General features: G+C 69.2%; 20 protein-coding genes and 1 pseudogene. 8 read left to right on the top strand and 13 right to left on the bottom strand.

Annotated features, from left to right (window positions below; genetic code table 11):
- Window positions 1–84 precede the first annotated feature (84 nt).
- Complete coding sequence (locus AB0L25_RS14630) at window positions 85–819, top strand: class I SAM-dependent methyltransferase (protein WP_500172067.1); 735 nt, start codon at window positions 85–87, stop codon at window positions 817–819.
- A 359-nt stretch (window positions 820–1,178) separates the two neighbouring features.
- Here AB0L25_RS14630 and AB0L25_RS14625 read toward each other — a convergent pair whose 3' ends face one another.
- Together AB0L25_RS14625 and AB0L25_RS14620 are read right to left on the bottom strand one after the other, a co-directional pair.
- Window positions 1,179–1,589 (bottom strand): hypothetical protein, encoded by a 411-nt coding sequence (locus AB0L25_RS14625; protein ID WP_500172065.1) that lies wholly within the window; start codon window positions 1,587–1,589, stop codon window positions 1,179–1,181.
- A complete protein-coding gene (locus AB0L25_RS14620; protein ID WP_500172063.1) occupies window positions 1,589–5,077 on the bottom strand; it encodes an RHS repeat-associated core domain-containing protein in 3,489 nt (1,162 codons plus the stop codon). Before AB0L25_RS14620 ends, AB0L25_RS14625 begins: the two co-directional genes overlap by 1 nt.
- A gap of 1,305 nt (window positions 5,078–6,382) precedes the next feature.
- Here AB0L25_RS14620 and AB0L25_RS14615 point away from each other — a divergent pair.
- Window positions 6,383–7,039 carry a hypothetical protein gene (locus AB0L25_RS14615; protein ID WP_500172062.1) on the top strand — a complete coding sequence of 219 codons (657 nt, stop codon included), beginning with the start codon at window positions 6,383–6,385 and terminating at the stop codon, window positions 7,037–7,039.
- Window positions 7,040–7,067: 28 nt separating this feature from the next.
- On the opposite strand, the gene AB0L25_RS14610 is transcribed toward AB0L25_RS14615, so the two are convergent.
- Together AB0L25_RS14610 and AB0L25_RS14605 are read right to left on the bottom strand one after the other, a co-directional pair.
- A complete protein-coding gene (locus tag AB0L25_RS14610) occupies window positions 7,068–7,283 on the bottom strand; it encodes a hypothetical protein (protein WP_500172060.1) in 216 nt (71 codons plus the stop codon).
- A 168-nt stretch (window positions 7,284–7,451) separates the two neighbouring features.
- Window positions 7,452–8,294 (bottom strand): penicillin-binding transpeptidase domain-containing protein, encoded by an 843-nt coding sequence (locus AB0L25_RS14605; RefSeq protein WP_500172058.1) that lies wholly within the window; start codon window positions 8,292–8,294, stop codon window positions 7,452–7,454.
- Between the two features lie 316 nt (window positions 8,295–8,610).
- Between AB0L25_RS14605 and AB0L25_RS14600 the strand changes: the two genes are divergently transcribed.
- Window positions 8,611–9,153, top strand: a complete 543-nt coding sequence (locus AB0L25_RS14600) for a cytochrome P450 family protein (protein ID WP_500172056.1) — start codon at window positions 8,611–8,613, stop codon at window positions 9,151–9,153.
- A gap of 95 nt (window positions 9,154–9,248) precedes the next feature.
- Here the strand turns inward: AB0L25_RS14600 and AB0L25_RS14595 are convergent, their stop codons facing one another.
- From AB0L25_RS14595 to AB0L25_RS14580, 4 genes are read right to left on the bottom strand one after another with little or no spacing between them, the layout of a single operon-like run.
- Entirely contained in the window at window positions 9,249–11,432 is a 2,184-nt protein-coding gene (locus AB0L25_RS14595) for a xanthine dehydrogenase family protein molybdopterin-binding subunit (protein ID WP_500172054.1), read from the bottom strand.
- Window positions 11,429–12,412 carry an FAD binding domain-containing protein gene (locus tag AB0L25_RS14590; protein WP_500172052.1) on the bottom strand — a complete coding sequence of 328 codons (984 nt, stop codon included), beginning with the start codon at window positions 12,410–12,412 and terminating at the stop codon, window positions 11,429–11,431. Before AB0L25_RS14590 ends, AB0L25_RS14595 begins: the two co-directional genes overlap by 4 nt.
- Window positions 12,409–13,104 carry a (2Fe-2S)-binding protein gene (locus AB0L25_RS14585; protein ID WP_500172051.1) on the bottom strand — a complete coding sequence of 232 codons (696 nt, stop codon included), beginning with the start codon at window positions 13,102–13,104 and terminating at the stop codon, window positions 12,409–12,411. Before AB0L25_RS14585 ends, AB0L25_RS14590 begins: the two co-directional genes overlap by 4 nt.
- A gap of 11 nt (window positions 13,105–13,115) precedes the next feature.
- Complete coding sequence (locus tag AB0L25_RS14580) at window positions 13,116–14,252, bottom strand: PQQ-dependent sugar dehydrogenase (protein ID WP_500172049.1); 1,137 nt, start codon at window positions 14,250–14,252, stop codon at window positions 13,116–13,118.
- Window positions 14,253–14,338: 86 nt separating this feature from the next.
- On the opposite strand from AB0L25_RS14580, the gene AB0L25_RS14575 reads away from it, so the two are divergent.
- Together AB0L25_RS14575 and AB0L25_RS14570 are read left to right on the top strand one after the other, a co-directional pair.
- Window positions 14,339–15,058, top strand: coding sequence for a TetR/AcrR family transcriptional regulator (locus AB0L25_RS14575; RefSeq protein WP_500172048.1), 720 nt, complete (start codon window positions 14,339–14,341; stop codon window positions 15,056–15,058).
- Window positions 15,059–15,150: 92 nt separating this feature from the next.
- Window positions 15,151–15,458, top strand: a pseudogene (locus AB0L25_RS14570) (transposase); the annotation flags it as partial.
- A 66-nt stretch (window positions 15,459–15,524) separates the two neighbouring features.
- Here AB0L25_RS14570 and AB0L25_RS14565 read toward each other — a convergent pair.
- Window positions 15,525–15,908 carry a DUF5997 family protein gene (locus AB0L25_RS14565; protein ID WP_500172046.1) on the bottom strand — a complete coding sequence of 128 codons (384 nt, stop codon included), beginning with the start codon at window positions 15,906–15,908 and terminating at the stop codon, window positions 15,525–15,527.
- 55 nt (window positions 15,909–15,963) lie between these two features.
- Between AB0L25_RS14565 and AB0L25_RS14560 the strand changes: the two genes are divergently transcribed.
- Window positions 15,964–16,647 (top strand): LysR family transcriptional regulator substrate-binding protein, encoded by a 684-nt coding sequence (locus AB0L25_RS14560; protein ID WP_500172044.1) that lies wholly within the window; start codon window positions 15,964–15,966, stop codon window positions 16,645–16,647.
- A gap of 624 nt (window positions 16,648–17,271) precedes the next feature.
- Here AB0L25_RS14560 and AB0L25_RS14555 read toward each other — a convergent pair.
- Window positions 17,272–17,451: a hypothetical protein gene (locus AB0L25_RS14555; RefSeq protein WP_500172042.1), complete on the bottom strand. Its 180-nt coding sequence runs from the start codon at window positions 17,449–17,451 to the stop codon at window positions 17,272–17,274.
- Window positions 17,452–18,059: 608 nt separating this feature from the next.
- On the opposite strand from AB0L25_RS14555, the gene AB0L25_RS14550 reads away from it, so the two are divergent.
- Complete coding sequence (locus tag AB0L25_RS14550; protein WP_500172040.1) at window positions 18,060–18,623, top strand: TetR family transcriptional regulator C-terminal domain-containing protein; 564 nt, start codon at window positions 18,060–18,062, stop codon at window positions 18,621–18,623.
- A gap of 6 nt (window positions 18,624–18,629) precedes the next feature.
- Window positions 18,630–19,010: a tautomerase family protein gene (locus AB0L25_RS14545; protein WP_500172039.1), complete on the top strand. Its 381-nt coding sequence runs from the start codon at window positions 18,630–18,632 to the stop codon at window positions 19,008–19,010.
- 268 nt (window positions 19,011–19,278) lie between these two features.
- Here the strand turns inward: AB0L25_RS14545 and AB0L25_RS14540 are convergent, their stop codons facing one another.
- The 3 genes from AB0L25_RS14540 to AB0L25_RS14530 all read right to left on the bottom strand — a co-directional run bounded on the left by AB0L25_RS14540 (window position 19,279) and on the right by AB0L25_RS14530 (window position 21,523).
- A complete protein-coding gene (locus tag AB0L25_RS14540) occupies window positions 19,279–19,788 on the bottom strand; it encodes a TetR/AcrR family transcriptional regulator (protein ID WP_500172037.1) in 510 nt (169 codons plus the stop codon).
- A gap of 150 nt (window positions 19,789–19,938) precedes the next feature.
- Window positions 19,939–21,327 (bottom strand): amidase, encoded by a 1,389-nt coding sequence (locus tag AB0L25_RS14535; protein WP_500172035.1) that lies wholly within the window; start codon window positions 21,325–21,327, stop codon window positions 19,939–19,941.
- Window positions 21,314–21,523, bottom strand: coding sequence for a hypothetical protein (locus AB0L25_RS14530; RefSeq protein ID WP_500172034.1), 210 nt, complete (start codon window positions 21,521–21,523; stop codon window positions 21,314–21,316). Before AB0L25_RS14530 ends, AB0L25_RS14535 begins: the two co-directional genes overlap by 14 nt.
- Between the last annotated feature and the right edge of the window lie 189 nt (window positions 21,524–21,712).

The following is a 21,712-nucleotide window of genomic DNA, read 5'->3' as shown; positions in this document are numbered from 1 at the left end:
GTATTCGGCGGAAAGGTTGTTCGGCGGTGGACCAGTACGTCGTAACCAGCCCCCGAGCGGCTGGTTTCGTGGCAGAGTGGCGGGATGCCTGGCGCGCGGTACGGGATCGATTCGCCCTACGGGTTCGGCTTCATGGGCCTGGTCGTGCTGGGGTTCTGGGTGACCGGGCTGGTGATGGCCGTCACCGCCGATCCGGCCGACGCACTGCCCGCGCTGGTCTCCGGCACCCTGCTGGCGGGATGCCTGACTCTGACCCTGCACGCCACACTGCGCGGCAAGTTCCTGGTCTGGCGAGACGTGCTGGACGAACTGGACCTGCGCGGCGACGAACGGCTCCTCGACCTCGGCTGCGGACGCGGCGCCGTCCTGCTGGCCGCCGCCCGGCGCCTCCCGCAGGGCCGGGCGGTCGGCGTGGACCTGTGGCGCGGACGGGACCAGTCCGGCAACACCCCGGCGGCGACCCTCCGCAACGCCCGCGCCGAAGGCGTCGCCGACCGCGTCCACGTGCAAGGGGGCGACCTGCGCAGACTCCCCTACGCGGAGGCAAGCTTCGACCTGGTCGTGTCCAGCCTGACGGTGCACACCATCGTCGGCGCGAACGCCCGCGCCCAAGCGATCGCCGAGGCGTACCGGGTACTGCGGCCGGGCGGCCGCCTGCTGATCGCCGACCTGGCGCGGACCCCCCGCGAATACGCCGCGGTGCTGGCCCGGCTGAACGCCCAGGACATCCACGTGCGCGACCTCGGCTGGCGCGCATGGTGGGGCAGCCCGTGGGTCCCGACCCGCCTCCTCACCGCCCGCAAACCAGCCACCCCCTGAACACACCCACCGGCAGCCCCAGACCCATGGTCACCTGGCGTCCGCCCGCGCTTGTTCGCAGCCATCTGGCTTTGCCTCGGATCCCACTGAACTCGGCCGTACTTGCTGCGCACGGTTGGCACGCTGCCCGCCTGCCCCTCCAGCTCAGATGACCCGCCGGCTCACGCGCCCGGCCTCCCCGCACGAGAGGGGATCTCCGGAGCGCCACACGGAATCGACCGGCACCGTCGTTCCCTGCGCGAGCGGGGCCCGCCCCTAGTCACCGGCCGCCATGGTGCCCGGGGCCACAGGGCGCCGCTCCCTGGGGCGGATCGTTGCGCCCGGCTTGATCGCGGGCAGTGTCGGCGTGAAGCGGCGTTTCAGATGCTTTCCACTTGCACACCGAACTGATCCTCCATGTCCTGCACATACTCGTCGCCTGCCCGCTTGAGCACTCCGCGGCGCCACCAAGGTCGGTCGGCGGAACCGATGTCAACTCCTTGCTGAAGGAGAGATCTAAAGGTCTCATCAACCTTTTGGACGGTCGCATAGAATTCGGCGCGGGCGGAGTTTTCCAGGACACGGGCGTCCGCAGAGATGGATTCGATGAAGTCGCGGACTGCCAGATCATTGATGAACTCATCGAACCCGTACGGGTAACCGCTCACGCAAAGCTCGACGAATTGGGACCAGGCGTCAAGGAGAGTGGCCGGGCTGCGGTACCGGTCCCGCACGCGTTGCGGGAGGACGTCCTCGTACACTCGCAGGAAGTCGCTGGTCTCGGCGTTCATCAGACGATCTGGTCCCTGAAGTAATCGAATCCGGTGTCCGGGCGGAAGAAGGTACGGATAATACCGTCATTGGTTCGGACTCCGAAGAGTCCGGAAGCCGGATCGAATCTTACCACGGCGCCGTCTCGCGGACGGATCATATCAACGACGCCTGGCGGCACTTCACGTCCCATGAACTGTCGGGCCGCATTGCGGTAATCGCCGAAGTTCGTGAACTCTGGCGTGTCCGGCCCGCCTGGCTTGGGCGTCGCATTTCCATTATTTCCGAGCACGACTCCCTTTGAGTGCTTCGAATAGTGCTTGAATGCCGCCGCATTATTTTGGAAGTCGTACGGTGAGAGGCCGAGCGGATCGGCCCAACGTGTCGGGTTGTGAACGTAGGCGTGCGGGTTCGGCTGCGGGGCCAGACCGAGCGGGTCCGCACTCGTGTACCGTGCCGAATGCGGGTCGTAATAGCGTTCATAGTTGTAGTTGAGGCCGCTCTCCGGGTCGAAATACTGCCCCGGAAAGCGCAGCGGGCAGGGGGACGGCGGGCCGCCGGGCAGTCCGCCGCCCCACAGGCTCTGCGTCTGGTGCCAGGCGATGCTCCCGCCCGCATCGACCAGTTCGGTCGGCGTGCCCACCAGGTCCGCCACGATGGCGTGGAACTGCTGATCGACCCACTGCTGGGGGGCGTCTCGGACGGGAACCCTTTCCGTTTGGCTCAGCGGCCGGTAGCCGTCCGGCTCATACTCCCAAACAGCGGCCCGTGCCGTGAACGCCTGCTGCTGGGGCGACCACACCTGGTGAACCTGCTCGGCGAGGACGGTGCCGTCCCAGGTGAAGGAGTACTGCTCGAGGACTCGGTTCCCTTCGGCTGCGAGCCGCCGCTTGGCGATGCGGCGCCCGAGCGGGTCATAGTGATAGGTCCAGCGCTGCCCGTCGGGCGTGTCGACACCGGTGAGCTGATCGTCGTCGTCCCAGTGGAAATGCCATGTCAGCGGCTTGGACGACAGCCGCGCATGCTGCCTGAGGACGACCCGGCCTTGTGCGTCATGCTGGTAGCGGACTCGACCGGCGCGGCCGATGAGGGTGCCGTGGTATTCCCTGGGGCCCTGTGCATCCAGTGCGAACTCGTCGGTGCGAGTCCCCGGCGGGGTCTGCGTCGACAAGGTCGCGTCGGTGACGTTGCCGGCGTGATCGTAAGCGTAACGCTCGCTCCAGCCGTGGGCCTGGACGGCTGTGACGCGGCTCTCGGCGTCCAGGTGCAGTCGGCGCGGGCCCGAGAGGCGGTCACCGACGGACACCGGGTTGCCGTCGGACCGGTAGCCGTACGTTCGGTGCTGCAGGAGCCGTGCCCGGCCGCCCGCACCGCCGTCGCGGACGCCGGGCGGAGATCCCCAGACGGTCTGGGCCGTGAGCCGGCCGACGGGATCCCACTGCTGAGTGAGCACCGCGCCGGCTCCGATGCGACGCTGGACCTCCCGCCCGGCGGGGTCGTGGGCGAACGCGATGCGCTGACCGCCGGTGTCCAGGGTGAGCGGTCGCCCGGCGGCGTCATAGGACCACGTGCTCTCCGCCCCCAGAGGCGTCCGGCGCAGGGTGCGGCGTCCGGCGGCGTCGTAGCGGGACGTCACGGCCATCTCGTCGCGGATCTCCGCGACGACACGTCCGGCGGCGTCTCGTTCTAGCCTGATCTCGCCGTCGGCGTTCCTCGCCCGTTCCAGCCGTCCCTGGGCGTCGTAGGCGAAAGTGGTGATCCGGTCGCCGGATCTCCGTTCGCTGACGTTCCCCAGCCGATCACGGATGAACGAGACGGTGCTGCCGTTCCCGTTCGTGCGGGAGGTCAACTGCCCGGCGGGATCGTATCGGTACTCGATGGACCGTCCGTTGAAGTCGGTTTCGCGGACGAGGTTTCCGGCGGCGTCATATTCGTAGGACCAGGAAAGGTTCTGCGGATTGGTAACCGCGGTCAGGCGGAGTTCGGTGTCGTAGGTGAAGTCGAGGCGTGTGCCGTCCGGACGGATTTGTGCGATCGGCACGTCGAAGGGGCCGTAGAGAGTACGACTGCTCTGCCCCATCGCGTCGACATGTTCGATGAGGTTGCCTTCGGGGTCGTACCGCCATCGTTCGACGGAGCCGTCGGGGGCGGCCCGCCATTCGAGCTTCCCTTCGACGGACCAGCCGAAGCGTGTTGTCGCGCCCAGGGGATCAGTGATCTCCGCAATGCGCCCCAGAGGGTCATAGGACGATCGGTACGCCGCACCGAGCGGGTCGGTGACACGGGTCGCGGCGCCGTCTGCGTTGCTCTCCACTCGAGTGTGATTGCCGAGGGCGTCGGTATGGCCGGCGAGGTGGCCGAGTTCGTCGTGGCCATATGTTGTCGCCGCGCCTGCGGGGTCGACGAGGCGAACGAGATTTCCGCGCTCGTCATACTCCTGCCGCCAGGTGGCGATGCCGCTCTCGACGATCTCTACGGGGAGGTTGAGGTCGTTATAGGCCGCGGTGCTGCGGCTGCCGTCCGAGCGGGTGACGGAGGTGAGGTTTCCCTGTTCGTCGTAGGTGTAGCGCGTCGTGCGTCCGAGTGGGTCGGTGCGGGACAGGAGACGATCGTAACGATCCCATTCCGAGTACGTCGCTGCGCCGAGCGGGTCGATCTCCTCTACCACCTGGAGGAGGTCGTTGTAACGATAGATCGTCGTGTGGCCGAGGGAATCGGTGACCTTGGTGGTGCGTGCTTCCGGCTCGTAGACAAGGGTGGTGCTCAGGTAGCCGTCCTTGCCGATGCCCCGCACGGCACGGGCCGCGTCGTCGTACTCGTAGCGGTACCAGAAGCCGTTACGGTCGACCCATTCGGTCAGCCTGCCTTCATCGTCGTAGCTGTAGCGCAGCGGCAGCCCCGAGGAGTTGACGACTTCTGCGAGATCGCCCGCCGAGTCGTACCGGTAGCGCATCAATGTGATCGGCTCGCTCCGGTCGGAGATGAGGCGCAGCGCGGTGATGCGCCGTTCCGCTTCATCGGCGTCGACCGGCGATGTGTCCACGGCGATTCGATAGCCGCCCGAGTGGTGGACCTCTACGAGGACTTGGTTCTCGTAGATGAGATCGATGCGGTTGCCGTTGCGGTCCGTGATGGCGACCAGCGGAAGCCGCGCCCAGCCGTGCTCCTCACTCGGCTCGGGAAAATGCAGGGTCCTGCCGAGCTGCGGATCGGTGATGGTGTAACCGGCGCCAGGGACGAGGACCAGAGGCCACTGCGGACCCTCGACCGGACGAAATTGGACGTTGGGCAACAGCGCTTGCGGGTACTTGAGGACGGCGCCTTCATCGTTGAAGAAGCGAACGTGTTCCGCGTCCAAGACGAGACACTGGTCGAGCGCCGAAGCCCATGACCGTCCGAACCATTGCCCGGCACGGTAGCCGGATATGTGGGTACGTCCCAGTACCAAGGGAAGTTCGCCGGACATCGTGGCGTCGACCTGGCTCAGCAGCACCTCACCGCTGGCCACGTCGATGGGGTCCCTGGTCGTGGACTTGGTGTCGTTGGGTTTGGCGTTGCTTCGGTCGTTTCCGGGCCGGTTCTGGGGCGAGTTGCTTCCGGGGCGGTTGTTCGGAGTGGAACGAGGTCCCCCGGTCGGTGCGCCGGGCCCTCGTTGGGGTCCGCGGCCGCCGGGCGTGCGGAAGGAGTTGCCCGCCAGGCGTCCGAACGCCCCGCCGACCGGTGCACCGTCTCGCCGGGATCCTGCCCCGGGGCCTCTCCTACCCATGGGCGGCTCCGAACAACTGGCTGTTCACTTGGCAGTTCGGCATCGCGCTGAAGTGCTCCTCGGACAGCGGCCGGTACGCCCGGCAGCGTGCGAAAGGTTCGCCGCCCTCTCTTCAGCCGCCGGCCTCGGGTCGTTCGCCGATCTCGCATGATCAACAGGATGAGCGACAGGATAACAGTGCAGGCGTTACAAACCTCGCGATCACGGCGAGGGTGCGCTATGGAACGTTTCGAAGGGTGGGGTGACATTACGGTCCCGCCTGAATCGCAATTTCATTCACCACCGCCCCTACGGTCACGTCGGGGGCCCTCACCCGGGAGCGGGTGACGTTAACCGGCGGTGCCCGCACTCTCGGGTGAATGGTCAGGCTTGTGAAGTCAGTGAGGTGGACGGCCTGCCACGCCGAGGCCCAGGTCGGCCGCCACAGCACCGCGCAGCGTCTCATCGCGAATTCGCAGATGGTCGATTCCGCTCGTGTTTTCCTGAGCAGGGGGCGATGGTCTCGCCCCACGCCTTCGGGTTCTCGAAGGCCGGGCCGAGGGCGCGTCCGAGGAGCCGCCGCGAGGTCCGATGCCGAGCGCCCTGCGGTCCCGACCCATCAGCGCGTACACATACGTGCTGCAGACGGTGCCGCTCTTGTGGCTGTGGCCGACGCTCCGCAGGAACGTGACGGTCTCCCACTGGAACTCGAACACCTGGTCGCCGGGACCGGTGACCCGGAGGCCCCGCGCGAAGACGTCGAGCCGCGCGCCCCGGCCCCGGCGGGCGCCCCGAAGACAATTCACCGGCCATTCACAGGAGGCGCATGGACGCGCGAAGTCCGGGCCCGAGAGTCGGCGCTGCGGCATGGAACCGCCGCAACTCAGGGGCGGGCGGACGATCACCGCCGTCCGCGTCCACCACGCTGCGGCGCTCGTTCACGCAATGGTCGTCCGGCGCGTCATTCGCGTCGGCTAGCATGCGGGCCCCGCGCGGCATCGTTCGTCCGTACCGGACACGGTCGCCGCGCTCCGGACGGGAGGAGGGGCCACGCCGGTGGTCGGCTCGGTGAACGCCACGTATGTGATCGTGCGGCGCGACGGCGAGGACCTGACCCGCCTCGACCCCGACCCGCTCCGTATCGCGGAACCGCCGGCGAGCACCCGCCGCCTCGCCGGGATGCTCGCCGTCGCGCTGCTGCTCACCGCGGGTGTCGCGCTGTACGTCGCGTGGACGGTGTCCCGGGTGGTGCACTCGGAAGCGGCACCGGGGAGCGAGAACGAGCTGGGCGTCGCCCTCTCCCTCGCCGGGGTCTTCCCCGCCGTGGCCGCCACGGCGGGAGCCTGTTTCTGGTACCTGCGAGAGGCCGCCGGCCGCGCGCGGCGGGCCGGGCTCGTCGCGGCGTACGGCGCCCTCTGCGCCGCCGAGCCGAGCCCGCGGCTCGGAACCGTGCGGCACAGCACGTACGAGTCGAACGAGACGTCGCGCGCCTACCGCTGCGCGGTGACGGTACGGCTGGAGGACGGAGCGGTGCTCCGGGCGCACGAGAACCGGCGCCTCCCCGCACGCACCTCCGACCGGGTGCCGACCGCCTACACCGCATTGCAGGTGCCGCGGTTCGGGGACACCGTCACCGTGTTCACCGCCCCCGAGGCCGGTGGCCTCACCGTCGTGCAGGCCAACCACTCGTGGAGTGCGCTGCGGCAGGCCGCCGATCGGCACTGACGCACGAGCGGCCTGGTCCCGTCCGGTTTCAATCCTGGATCCAGGTGTCCCGGAAGTCCGGGCCGACGAGCCGCGGCCGACCGTCCATCGGGATCAGGGGCTCATCGATTGCCAGGCTCACGACGCCGCCATCGCGAGTTGCGCAGGTGACCCGGTACCACCCCACCCAACGCGGCTCGCCGCAATTCTCGCCGTCCTCGGCGGTGCCTGCGTACTCGTCGAGGTCGGCTCGCGATATTTCCATCCGCACACCTAGCCGGGAGGAAGGCCGCCGGGACGAACAAGACGGCGACCGTCATAATCGCGAGTGCGCACGCGCGCACCTCGAACGCCTTCGCGTCGCAGGCGCCGAAACACGGCGGAAGAGATCGCCAGGCGCAGCCGCTTGTTCAGCACATAGACGACGCGGGTCTCACGTCCGCGGGAGGACACCGAGGCGGTGGAGCAGGTCGCGTACGAGCGGCAGCCGCTTCTCCGCGTCGGCGTCCCGGACGATGTCGATGGTGAGCGCGAAACCGTACACATGGCCGTCCCGCTCGACCCAGCCCGCCCACCAGCCGACCTGCGGCCGCGGCGCATCGGCCCAGCCGCTCTTGCCGAACAGCGCGTAGCCGCTCTTCTCCTCGACCTTCACCATGTCACGTACAGTGCGCTGGTGCTCGGCGGACGCGGGCAGCCGCCGGCTCGCCAGACGTCCCATGAACTCCGCCTGCTCGATCGCCGAGATCTCCAGCGGCCCGTCCCGCCAGAAGACGCGGTCCACCGTGCCGACCTCGCGGTCCCCGTACCCGAGGCGCTCCAGCCATTGCTTCTCCCGGACCGCACCGATGCGCCGGGTGATCGTCTGATAAACCGCCACGTTGGAGATCGCGATGGCGTCCCGCATGCTCTGGTTCTGCTCCCACTTGGGCAGCCGCTGGGGTTCGCCGCCGTACGGGACGACCTCGTTCTCGTCCTTGACGGCGCCGGTCTCCAGCGCGATCAGGCTGTGCGGGATCTTGAACGTGGACGCCGGCATCCGCCGCTGCGCCGCCCGCTGCCGGTCCACCACCGTGGTCCGCCCCTGGGACACGTCCACGAGCGCGAAACCGCCCGCCAGCCCCACACGGCGGAACGCGTCACGCAGGTCATCCCGGACGATCGGCGCCCGCTGCGACGACTCCCCGGCCTCCGCCGCGTCGCTTCGCGGCGGCTCGGAATGGCACGCCGCCCCGCCCAGCAGCACCACGATTGCAGCGCCGAGCACCCTGTACATCTCCGTTCCGCCTTCCCTCGTCCATGGCCGCCACCGGTCAAGCCGGAGATCACTTGAACACACGAGCGTGTTTCCTCGGTGTTTCCACCACTCTCCTGCCCGGCGCGCCTCCACCGCCCGGACGTACCATCACACATCCCGGCCCAAAACATCGCGAACGATGAATACCCCATCCCCGATTTGGGTCGTCGATCTGAAAAGGCGTTCCAGTTTGGATTGAATCCAATCTTCGCGGCCACCGGCGCTGCGGGATGAACGACGACCGCTTCGTACGGCAATGGGTTTCCACGCTGATGACCGCGATCGGAGCATCGCCATGACGCCCTTGGACCTGAACGGCCCGGACTTCATCGCCAACCCCTACCCCGCCTATGCCTGGCTCCGCGACGTGGCACCGGTCCACCATCTGCCCGCTCCCGATCTGTGGCTGGTCAGCCGGCACGACGACGTCGTGGCCGTACTGCGCGACGCCGAACGCTTCTCCTCCGACCTCGGTAACTCGGCGAGCTATGAGGACAACCCGTTCAACCCGGCGATGAAGGCGCCGGGTCCGCTGGCGCGGCTGCTGAAGTCGCTTCCGCCGGCTCGGACGGTGCTGACCAGCGACCCGCCGCAGCACACGCAGCTGCGGCGCAAGGTGGCCAAGGCATTCACCCCGCGCCGGATCGCCGCTTCGGAACCGCGTGTCAGGCAGATCACCGAACGGCTCGTGGACGACCTCGACGGCGACCTCGTGCGCGATCTGGCCTCGCCGCTGCCGACCATCGTCGTCGCCGAGATGATGGCCATCCCCGCCGACCGGCACGACGACTCCAAGCGCTGGCCTCGGGCGCGCTGCCCGGCCGCACTCACGGCCTGACCGCCGCCCGGGCGTGGGGCATCCTGCGCGAACTCGACCGAGCAGGGATCCTCACCTTGGCCGGGCCCCGGGTCGGCTCGCGCCGGCGCCTGCGGTCAGAGGAGCTTGTCCTGGGTGAAGGGGACGTCGCGGAGGCGGCGGCCGGTGGCGTGGTAGATCGCGTTGCTGATGGCCGCGGGTACGCCCGTCCCCGGTGTCTCGCCGAAGCCCCGGGCGCCCAGTGCCTCGCTGTCGCCGATGGGGCGATCCACGAACATGACCTCCAGCTTGGGCGTGTCGGCGTTCACTGGCACCAGATAGCCGGACAGGCTGGGGTTGGCCACGCGCGCGGTGTTCGGGTCCACCATCGTGTGCTCGAACAGCGCGAAGCCGATGCCCCAGGTGACGCCGCCCATGACCTGGCCGTAGGCGGTCCTGCGGTTGAGGACGCGGCCGAGGTCGTAGGCGGCCGCGACCCGGCTCACGCGGATGCTGCCGAGTCGTGGCCGGACCCGGACCTCCAGGAACACCGCGCCGAACGTGTGCCCGCCGGTGTTGGGCTTGCTGCCGAGCACCTGGATCTCGCTGCCATGGCGAGCCATGACGGCGCGGTAGCCGTCCCTCCGGCGGCGGTCGCCGCGCGCGAACAGGTGGCCGTTTTCGACCACGACGTTCTCGGCGGGCACGCCATGCAGGGGGGAGCAGGGGTCGGCGACGGCGAGCGCGATCACGTCCTTCCGTGCCTGCTCCGCGCCATCGGAGACCGGCCCGACCACGCTGGCCATCGTGGCCGACGCCGCCGACAGGGACGCGTTGGGGAAGGTGGTGTCGCCGAGCAGCGTCGTGACGTGGCCGAGCGGCATGCCGAGCCCGTCGGCGGCGACCTGGGTGAGCACGGTGTAGGTGCCGGTGCCGATGTCCTGGGTGGCGGCCCGGACGGTCGCCCGCCCGTTCACGCCGATCACGATCTGGGCCTGGGACGGGTTCGCCGCGTAGGTGTGGGTCTCGGTGGCCATGCCCCAGCCGACGTACTCGTCGCCGTCCCTGGTCGTCCCCGGCTTGGGGTTACGGCGTGGCCAGCCGAACGCCTCGGCCGCCGCCCGGTAGCACTCCAGCAGGTGCTTCTCGTAGGGCTCGCCGGTGCTGGGGTCGATGACGGTGCGGTGGTTGCGTATCCGCAGTTCCACCGGGTCGATGCCGAGCTCGTAGCTCAGCTCGTCCAGCGCGGTCTCCAGGCCGAAGTGCGCGGTGGTCTCCGGTGAGCGCATGTAGCTGGAGGTGGGCAGGTCCAGCCGCACGCCCATCTGCCGCACGTGGATGTTCGGGCAGGTGTAGAGGTTGAGCGTGGAGTCGCTGGTGTTGAAGACGCGCTCGTCGGTGCGGGTCACCTGTGCCGTCGAGGTGTCGACGATGGCGGTCAGTTCGCCGCGCCGCGTGGCGCCGAGCTGGATGCGGTGGCGGTACTCGGCGCGATGACCAGTGGACGTGAACATCTGCGCGCGCGACAGCACGAGCTTCACCGGGCGGCGGAGCTCCCGCGCCACCGCGGCGGTGAGCAGCGTGTGTGGATAGGTGGGTCCCTTGGCGCCGAAGCCGCCGCCCAGGTAGGGCGAGATGATCCGGATATCGGGAGCGTTGCCATCGGCATCCCTGAAGGCGTTCGTCACCGCCATCCGGGTGAGCATCACGCCCTGCGCGCTTTCGTACAGCGTCAGGCCGCCGTCGTCCCAGACGGCGGTGGTGGTGTGCGGTTCGATCGGGTTGTGGTGTTGCATCGGGCTGGTGTAGGTCTGCTGGATCCGCACCTCGGCCTGTGCGAACGCCGCTTCGGCGTCACCGTGCTCGACCTCGTTGTGTCGCTCGCGGAAAGCGTCCGGCAGGAACGCTTCGTCGAGCGCGTCCATCAGTCGTGCGGTGGGCTTCTCCGTCCGGTAGCGGATCTTTACCAGGGCGGCGCCCTCCTGTGCCTGCTCCAGGGTCTCGGCCACGACATAGGCGACCGGCTGTCCGCTGTGGTGGATCCGCGCGTCCTGGATCGGAATGAACGTCCTGTTGTAGGGGAAGCCCGGCACCGTCCTGAACCGTGGCATGGTGGTGTGCGTGAAGACCTGGACGACACCGGGATGTGCCAGTGCCGCCCTGGTGTCGATCTGCGTGACCTCGCCCCGGGCGATGGTGCTCATCACCAGGAATCCGTGCAGCGGGTTGGGCACCTCGTTGTCCGCGGCGTAGCGGGCGGTGCCGGTGACCTTCGCGCGGCCATCGACCCGCTCAACGCCCTGTCCGACCAGCTCGGTCATCGGGCCCCTCCCAGCTCGCCGAGGACGCTCTCCAGCGCCCGCTGGACGAGCTCGACCTTGAACCCGTTCCCTTCGCGCGGGCGCGCGTCTCGCACCAGGACGCGTCCCGCCTCGGTGATCGCCGCCGCGGTGAGAGGACGGCCGCGCAGCGCCGCCTCGACGCGGACGTCCCGCCACGGACGGGTTCCCACGCCGCCGAACGCCAGCCGTACGTCCTCCACCACGCGGCCCCTGGTGCGCAGTGAGGCCGCCACCGACACCACCGCGAACTCGAAGGTGGCGCGGTCGCGCAGCTTCAGGTAGCGCGAACGCGCGGCCAGGGGCGTGCGCGGCACGTCCACCCGGGTGATCAGTTCGCCCGGGCGCATCGCGGTCTCCCGGGTGGGCGCCGATCCGGGAAGGAGGAAGAAGTCGCCGATCGGGACGTCGCGTTCGCCGCCGGGGCCGAGCAGGTGCACGGACGCGTCCAGCGCGGTCAGTGCCACCGCCAGGTCCGAAGCGTGTGCGGCGATGCAGTGGTCGCTGCCGCCGAGGATCGCGTGTGCCCGGTTGTGCCCGGTGAGCGCCGGGCAACCACTGCCCGGAACCCGCTTGTTGCACGCCGAGCCGGCGTCCCGGAAGTACCCGCACCGGGTGCGCTGCAGCAGGTTCCCGCCGATCGCGGCCATGTTGCGGACTTGCGGGGACGCCGAGGCCAGCAGTGCCTCCGACAGGACGGGGAACTTTCGGCGCACCACGGGGTGTTCGGCGACCTGCCGCATCCTGGCCAGCGCACCGACGCGCAGCCTCCTAGGGTCGAGATCGACGCCGTCGAGGTCGAGAGCGTTCACGTCGATGAGGTGGTCGTGGGCCTCCGCACCGTCCCGCATCAGGTTCAGCAGGTCGGTGCCGCCCGCCACGAACGTCGAACCGGGCGTGGCGGCGGCGATCCGTACCGCCTCGGCCGGGCTGCCCGCGGCCGTGTATCCGAAGGCCCTCACCGCCGTACCTCCCTGGCGGCCGCACCGACGGCGGCGACGATGTTCTGGTACGCGGCGCAGCGGCACAGGTTGCCGCTCATCCACTCGCCGATCTCCGCCTCCGAACCCGTATGGCCCTCGTCGATACAGGCCACGGCGGACATGATCTGACCGGGCGTGCAGGCGCCGCACTGGAACGCGTCGTGCTCGATGAACGCCTCCTGCACCGGGTGCAGGTCGTCGTCACGCGCGAGCCCCTCGATCGTGGTGACCTCGGCGCCTCGCCGCATCACCGCAAGGGTGAGGCAGGACTTGACCCGCTCCCCGTCGACCAGCACCGTGCACGCCCCGCACTCACCCCGGTCACAGCCCTTCTTGGTGCCGGTCAAGCCGAGGCGTTCACGCAACGCGTCGAGCAGCGTCACCCTTGGTTCCAGGGCGACCTTGCGCATCTGCCCGTTGACCTTCAACGAGACTTCCACCGACGACCCGGCGGCGATGGCCTGTGCGGGTGCGGTGGCCGCCCCGGCCGTTGCCGTTTCGGCCGCGGCGGCCGGGGCGGCGGCCGCCCCCGTCCCGACCGCAGCCGTTCCCGCCGCGGTCGCCGCCATGGCCTTGAGCATCGTCCGGCGAGTGGACTCGGGGAGGAACTCCGGCTTCCGTTCGGGTGTGACATCGGGTTCGGAGGCGAACCGGTCGCCGTGGCTGTTCATCGCGCTCCTTCTCAACTCTGTGCGGGGAGTTGGATCCGGATGATGCGGTCGTCGCCGGGGCCCGCGTCGGTGCCACCCCAGGTGGCGCGGTCGGTGTTGGACGACACGATCCACAGGGACCCGTCCGGTGCCACCTCGACCGTGCGGATACGTCCATACGTCTCGACCAGGTGCGGGATCGGCCGTCCGGTCGCGCGCCGACCCTGGACGGGCAGTTGCCAGAGGCGCTGCCCGCCGAGCGCGCCGATCCACAGCGAGCCGCGCGCGTAGGCGACCCCGGATGGGGACGCCTCGTCGGGATGGATGGTGGCGATCGGCCGTTCCCCGGTGTCGCCCTCGACCCCCTCGGTCTCGGGCCAGCCGTAGTCCCGCCCGGGACGGAGGACGTTCACCTCGTCCCAGGTGCGGTGGCCGAGTTCGGAGGCGTACATGGTGCCGTCCGGTGCGAAGGCGATGCCCTGGACGTTGCGATGTCCGCTGGAGTAGATGGCGGTGCCGGACGGGTTGTCGCGAGGGATCGACCCGTCCGGGCGAATCCGGAGGATCTTGCCGCTCAGCGAGCTGTCGTCGGCGGCGTTCGCGGGCTCGAACGCGTCGCCCGTCCCGATCCACAGGTTGCCGTCGGGCCCGATGCGGAGCCGGCCGCCGTGGTGCCGGTCGGCGGTCCGGATGCCGTCCAGCAGGACGCGGGTCTGGCTGAGGGAGCGGTAGTCCTCGGCGATCCGGAGCGCGACCACGCGGTTGGTGGGTGAACTGGACACGTAGGCGAACACGGTGCGGTCCGACGCGAACCGCGGCGAGGTGGCCAGCCCGAGCAGCCCGCCCTCCGAGCTGGTCTGGACGTCTGGGACCGTGCCCACGGTCTGCGCCTCGCCACCGCCCGCCGGTACGCGGACGATCCGTCCGGCCAGCCGCAGGGAGACCAGCGCCGAGCGATCAGGAAGGAACGCAAGCCCCCAGGGCGCCTCCAGCCCCTTCACCAGTTCGGTGCGGTCGCGCAGCGTAGACGAGCCACCCGTGCTGGACGCCGTCGGGCGGGCGGCGGCATCTCTTGCGTCCGTGCCGGAGCCGCACGCGGCCACGCCGAGTGCCAAGGCCCCGGCCAGGAACGCCGCGATGACCATCCGCGTCGGTATCGATCTGTTCATGACCGCTCCTAGTTGTCAGCGCTAACGCTAAACAACGATCACCGCTAACGCAAGCGGTGACAACGAAATCCTGTTATCATCGCCACGTGAGCGAACGAGGAGAAGTCCGTCGGCGGATCATCGACGCGGCGACCCGGCTGCTCTACGAGCAGGGCCGTGAAGCCGTGACCACCCGCGCCGTCAGCGCGGCCGCGGGGGTGCAGTCCCCCACGCTGTATCGCCTGTTCGCCGACATGAACGGGCTGCTCGAAGCCGTCGCCGCGGACGGCTTCGCGCGCTACCTCGCGGGCAAACAGGCTCAGGAGCTGTCCGACGATCCGGTCGACGACCTGCGCGGCGGGTGGGATCTGCACGTCCGGTTCGGCCTGGACAATCCGGCGCACTACCTGCTGATGTACGCCCAGCCCAACCCAGGGCACAGGCACCCCGCCGCCGAACAGGGCGTGACGCGGCTCCACATGCTCGTCGAACGCATCGCGGAGGCCGGCCGCCTCGTCGTCGGTGTCGACACGGCGGTCAGCATGATGCACTCCGCCTGCGTCGGCGTCACGATGAACCTCATCGCGACGCCATCCGAGGAACGCGATCCCGCCCTCGCGGACCGGCTGCGCGAAGCGGTCCTCGCGGCGATCACCACGACCGCCGCGAGCAGCCCACCCGACCTCGCCTGGCGCGCCGTGGCCCTGAAAGCGGTCATGGACGACACCGACGTCTACTCTCCCGGTGAGCGCGCGCTCCTGACCGAGCTGCTCGACCGCGCCGCGAACGTATCCGGCCCCGCCGACGCGCAACGGGCCCCGGCGTAGAAAGCCGGGGCCCGTTGCTCGCGCTCGGGATGAGGCGCCCCAACGTCCGAGCCGGGGACTGTACGGTTTCCGGCTGTGTCGCACTTTCCGGCGACAACTATGCGACCCACAAGACCGAGACGATCCGTAGGTGGCTGCCGGCGCACCCTCGCTTCCACCTGCACTTCACCCGACCGGCTCCTCCTGGCTCAACCTGGTCGAGCGGTGGTTCGCTGAGCTGACCAACAAACGGATACGGCGCGGTGTCCACCACAGCGTCCAAGCCCTGGAGAAGGACATCCGGGCCTGGATCACCGCATGGAACGAGGAACCAGGCCCTTCGGCTGGACGAAGACAGCCGACGAAATCCTCGACGCTGTCAGTTCGTACTGCCAGGCGAGTTAATGACTCAGAACGCTAGTGCCCTGATGTCCCACTTGAGCCTGACACAGAGGGGGCCGCGGTGCGCGCGGCCGGGGCATCCGTGTCAGGCCTCGGCGCGCTGCTGCTTGAGGCGGAGTTCCTCCTTGCGGACTTCCGCTTGGACGGCTTGCTCGCGTTCCAGCCAGTCGGGCCTTTCGGCCTTCAGGTTCTCGATCTCGGCTGTGGTGAGAGGGCCCGTGATGCCGGCGCGGGCCAGACCTGAGACGGAGACGCGGAGCTTGGCGGCGACGACCTGGCGGGGGTGGGGGCCCTCACGGCGCAGGTTCGCCAGCCATGAGGGCGGGTCGGCTTGGAGCGCGTTCAATTCGTCCCGGGAGACAGGACCTTCCTGGAACTCGGCAGGTGCTGCCGACAGCAGGATCCCCAGCTTCTTGGCCGCGGTCGCGGACTTCATGGTCTGCGGGGTCTTTGCTTTGGACGTGCCCATGACCTCAAGGGTAGCCAGCGGGAGGTAACTGTCCGGACGTGACTAGGGTGGTGGAATGACCGATGGTGAGTTCCGGCTGGCCTACGTGCCGGGCGTGACGCCCGGGAAGTGGGCCGGCGTGTGGGCCGAGCGGGTCCGGGAGGTGCCGCTTCGCCTGCTGCAGATGCCGGCGACCGAGGTCGTCCCCCAGTTGCGGAACGGTGACGTGGACGCGGCGTTCGTACGCCTGCCCGTCGACCGCGAGGCCCTCCATGTGATCCCGCTGTACTTGGAGACGACCGTGGTCGTGGTGCCGAAGGATCACGCGGTGGCCGCAGTGGAGGAGGTGGAGCTCGCCGATCTCGCCGACGAGGACGTGTTCGAGCCACTCGACGAGGTCCTGACCTGGGACGATCGCCCCGGGCAACCTGCCTTCACCCGTCCTGAGAGCACCGCCGGCGCGATCGAGTTGGTGGCTGCGGGAGCCGGCGTCCTGCTGCTCCCGCAATCTCTGGCCCGCCTCCACCACCGAAAAGACCTCACCTACCGAACCGTGTCCGACGCTCCTCAGTCCCAGATCGGCCTGGCCTGGCTCGAGGCCGTGACGACCGACCTCATGGAGGAACTGATCGGCATCGTCCGCGGCCGCACCCCCAACAGCTCCCGCGGCCGCAATCCCCAGCAACAGCCCGCCCGTAAAAAGCCACCGCAACAGCGCCCCGCCCCCAAGCACCGCCGCCAGAAGCGCCACCGAAGGTGACGAAAGTCGCGCTGACCGACAACACCCCGCCATCCCTCTTCGAATGCCCAGGCGAGTGAGCTCGTCCGGTTCGGTTATCGGGGTAGGCGCCGGCGTCAGTGGGCAAGCGTTCGCAATGCCCTGGTGAGGTCGATGCTCGTTGTAGAAGGTCTTGGCGCGGAAGGCCTGGAGCAGGCGCCTCTGGCTCCAGATCAGGGTTCGGTCGAGGGGTCCGCGGCGTCAGGTCTGCACCCTCCATTCCATCACCGCGTTCATCCTCGGCATCGCACCCCGATCAGCACCGTCTGGATGCCGACATCGGTCAGGACGGCGTCGAACAGGTCGGGGAGTCGCCGGCAAGTGTGATGCTCGACGACCGCCAACACGTACCTGCGGGCGCCGGTGAGGGTCTCCGGGAAGTCACCGCCTCGGTGCGGGGCACAGGAAGCCGACCAAGATGGTGGGGGCACGCTCGGGTACCTGACCAGCAATATGTCGCCTCATCAACCCAAAAGGAGACCCGCCAGGGCCCGTGAGACCCTGCCCGCCCGGCAGTCGGGCACGACCGATGACCCGCCACCGAAAACGAAGAGTCGGTTGTGGCCCCGCGACTCTCACGATGACGCGGTCGCAGAGCCCGACACGTTATTTGCTCGGCTGGGGAACCTTGCAGTTGGCGGTGGGGTTGAGACCGATGTAGTTGAGCGGGCCGGAGGCCAAGGTGATTCCGATCGTGGCGATCTTGGCGCAGCTGCCGTCAAAGTTGGTGTAGTAGTTGCGCTGTCCGGCGGCTAGCGCTCCAATGATCAGCCAGGCGACGAGCATCCACCGTCTGGACCTCATCGCTACCTCCGGTGACCGCATCGCCGACCCTGGGGTACGACAGTAACGACAAGATCGTCCATAGTTAAGCAAGCCGGGCCGGGTGTGTCATGTCACCAACGTCCCGCGCGGCCGCCGTGTTCTCGACGACGCGCCCCGGCTGCCCGGTTCTACCTGCACGAAGGCACCGCCGACGAGATCGACTCCTACGACCTCGGCGAACCGCTGCACCCGGGCCGGTGCTCCCGCAGCAACGTCGTCCAGCGCCCAGCCCCTTCCGCTGGCCGACCACGCCGCCGGAGCGGTCATCGTCGCCACCCGGCGATGAACTGGCTCGCCGCACCAGCATCGCGGGCCAATCCCCCAGGGCAACTACCGCTGCCCCTCCTGCCACACCGACCGGCCTCCGGCGGCACGCCGAGCGCCGCTGACCAGCCGAACACCGGGCAGCGGCGCTCACGGGCCCGGCCGATGCCACCGTCCCCCGGTGTCAACGCCGACGGGCACCGCGAGATCCTCGGGATCGAGGTGACTTCGGCCGGTTTGGGGCATGGCGTTGGGGGCGGCTGCGGCGGTGGCCTCCTGTACCTACTGTTATGTACAGTCGGGGTGTGACCAACCGTGATCGTCTACTCGAAAGCACAAGGGCCTTGCTCTGGGAGCGCGGTTATATCGGGACTAGCCCGGCCGCGATCCAGGCCTTGGCGAAGGTCGGGCAGGGCAGCATGTACCACCACTTCGACGGGAAACGAGGGCTGGCCGGCGAGGCGCTCGCTACGACGGCACAGGACATGCGGTTGCGGGCCGAAGCCACGCTGGAGCGCCCCGGACCAGCCCTGGATCGCATCGTGACCTATCTGCGTGTTGAACGGGAAGCGCTCCGAGGATGCCCTGTGGGGCGTATGGCCCTCGACCCGGACGTGGTGGCCGACGACGCGCTACGGCGCCCTGTCGAGGAGTACTTCTCCTGGTTGACCGAGCGCCTGCGGCAGTTGCTGGAGGAGGCTCATGGGGCGGGGCAGATCGCCCCGCATCTGGTTCCAGAGGATGTCTCGTCCGCTGTGGTCGCGACGATCCAAGGCGGTTATGTGCTCGCACGCGCTCTGCAGGACCCGCGCGCCATGTCTACCGCGATCGAGGGGATCATCGCGCTTCTGACCGGCTGGGAAGGTTGAACTGCCATGCCCCTGGTCCGTATCGATGTTCTGAAGCTGGAGCCGGCCCAACTCGAAGCCGTCGGAGACGCCGTTCAGCAGGCGCTCACCGAGTCGCTCGGATTCCCGCCCGAGGATCGGTTTCAGACTTTGACCAATCATGACGGCGCGACCGGAACACTTCGGCACGGGACCTACCTTGAAGTCCCCCGTGACGACGGCATTGTCTACATCGACATCACAATGCGGGGAGGTCGGACCGACGAACAGAAGCGTCAGATGTACGCGCAAGTTTGTCGGCGACTCACCGAGCAGACGCACATCGCACCCCACAACATCTTCATCGTGGTCCACGAGAACCGCGAGGCCGATTGGTCTTTCGGCTATGGCCAAGCGCAGTACTTGTAGGCGTCCCACGACACCGTCGCCGTATTGAGCGTTGCAAGACCAGACCGATCGCCTATGTCGCCGCAGATAAGGAGATCGCCCAGCCGCCGCGTCCAAGTGGGTCAACCGCTCCCGCCGCGACGAACTGGGCTTCCTTGACCGAGCCTGGACGCGGCACCGTCCGCCCACCGTTAAACGGAGGTTGTGGGTTCGAGTCTCGCGCGACCCACCGCCCCTCACCAGGGCGAATGCGAGAATGACCAGAGCGGCAGCGGATCGAGGCGCACGGTCATCGGTCGGCCGAGTCGAGGAGCCCGGTCACGAGCTGACGCGCGTAGGCGGCGTCGAGCCCGTCGGGGCGGAAGAGGATGCGGTACATCACCGGGGCGACGACGCGGTCGAGGACCGTCTCGACCGCGGGTGCACGTTCTCCTCGGTCGGCGGCGCGGGCGAGCACGACGTCGATCTGCTCGGCCGCGTAGGCCGAGCATCGGCCGGCGTTACCGCCGTCCGGGTCGCCGAGCAGGGCGTCACGGATGTAGGCGCGTCCCGCGGGGGAGGCCATCTCCTCGAAGAACTGCTCGACCCAGGCCTCCAGGTCGGACCGCAGATCCCCCCTGTCCTCCGGCGCCGTCTCAGGCCGCAGACGCTCGACCGCCACGTCCGACAGCAGCTCCTGCAGGTCGCCCCAGCGGCGGTAGATGGTGGACGGGGTGACTCCGGCCCGGGCGGCCACCAAGGGGACGGTCAGCGCTTCCCGGCCCATCTCCGACTCGAGCTCGCGTACGGCGGCATGCACCGACGCCTGGACCCTGGCGCTGCGCCCACCGGGGCGGACCAATGGTTTTCGAGTCATGGAACCAGCTTAAAGCTAATCGATTGCTTCAAGGGCTCAGGACCGGCCCCGGCCGTCCCGGGTACCGGCCGGGCCCGCCCCGTTCCCCGATCGTCACGCCGTCGCGAGCTCGCGCGCGGGCCGCGTCCGCTCGTAGGCGTGGCCCACCCGCAGCAGTACGGCCTCGCCGAGGGGGCGGCCGAGCAGTTGCATGCCGATCGGCAGGCCCGCCGTGTCGTGACCGACCGGTACCGAGAGCGAGGGCACCCCGGTGATGTTGGCCGGTGCCGAGAGGCGTACGTAGGCGTCGGAGACGCCCTCGACGGTGCCGTCGGGCCAGGTGAGGGTGGACTGGTCGGCCTTCACGGCGGTCGCCGGGACCGTCGGGGCGGCGATCACGTCGACGTCCTCCAGTACGCGGGCCCAGGCCCGCCGCATGAGGGTGCGGGAACGCTGGGCGCGCAGGTAGTCGCCCGCCGGCATCAGTTCGCCGGCTTCCAGCAGGATGCGGACGTCCGCCTGGTACAGCTCGGGGACCGCGCGCAGGGTGCGCTCATGGTAGGCGGTGGCCTCCGGGACCATCAGGCCCCACTGGGTGGCGTGGATGTAGCGGGCCATGGGGATCTCGACCTCGACGAGGCGCGCGCCGAGACTTTCGAGGTGGTCGATGGCGTGCCGGACGGCGCTCTCGATCTCAGGGGCGACGTGGTCGAAGTAGTAGTTGCTCGGCACTGCGACGCGCAGGCCGGTCAAATCCGTGCCCGCGCCCGGTCGGCGGTCCGCGGAGGGCGCGGCGAAGGAGGCGGGATCGCGGGAGTCGTGGGCCGCCAGAGCGTCGAGGACCAGTGCGGCGTCCTCGACGGTGCGGGTGATCGGCCCGACGTGGTCCAGCGACCACGACAGCGAGGTGACGCCGTGACGGGAGACGAGGCCGTAGGTCGGCTTCAGTCCGACGACCCCGTTGAGCGCGGAGGGCACGCGGATCGATCCGCCGGTGTCGGTGCCCAGGGCGAAGGTGGCGGCTCCCGCGGCGACGGCGACGGCGGACCCGCCGCTGGAGCCGCCGGCGACCCGGTCCCGGCCCCACGCGTTGTTGGTCTGCGGGGTGGTCAGACCGTAGGCGAACTCGTGGGTGTGGGTCTTGCCAAGCAAGATCGCTCCGGCCGCGGTCAGGCGGGCGGCGACCGTGCTGTCGCGCTCGGCGCGGTGTTCGGCACGAACCCGGGAGCCGGCCGCGGTGGCCATGCCGGCGACGTCGACCAGATCCTTCAGGCCCATGGGGACGCCGTGCAGTGGGCCGCGCCACCGGCCGGCCACGACATCCCGCTCGGCCTCGCGCGCGGCCCCGCGGGCCCGTTCCGCGGTGATCACGACGTAGGCTCCCAGGCGTGGCTCCACTGCCTCGATGCGGTCGAGTACGGAGTCCACCAGCTCGACGGGGGACAGCTTCCGGGCGCGAATCGCGTCGGCCGCCGCGGTCAGGGACAGCTCATACGGCTGCATCGCGCTTCTCCTCTCCCGCGCGATAGGCGGCGGCGGGCGGGGTGTCACCGAAGTCCAGGTCCCGGAGGACCGCGACTACGGAGTGGATGTGGTTCGCTGTCGCGGCCACCGGGGCATGGCGGTCGGCCGGTAGCGCGAGACCGGCTCGGTCGGCCCAACGGGCCGCCTCCGGCGGCGTGAGGTCATCGGCGGACATGGGTGTTCTCTCCTGACCTGGCGGGGCGACGGAGCAGCCCCGCACCAAAAGCTAACGGTTTGCTTTAAGTGACCCTACGACCTACGCTGACTTAAAGCAAAATCATTGCTTTTAGCGGGAGAGGAGTCACATGCCCGGCGTCTCATCAGGCGCGCCCGCACCATGCCCCCACGCCTCTCTCGGCACGGC

It is taken from the genome of Spirillospora sp. NPDC052242 (assembly GCF_040679555.1).
Taxonomy (GTDB): Bacteria; Actinomycetota; Actinomycetes; order Streptosporangiales; family Streptosporangiaceae; genus Spirillospora.
The sequence above is the reverse complement of the archived record's forward strand: the minus strand, read 5'-3'. Positions and strand labels throughout refer to the sequence as shown.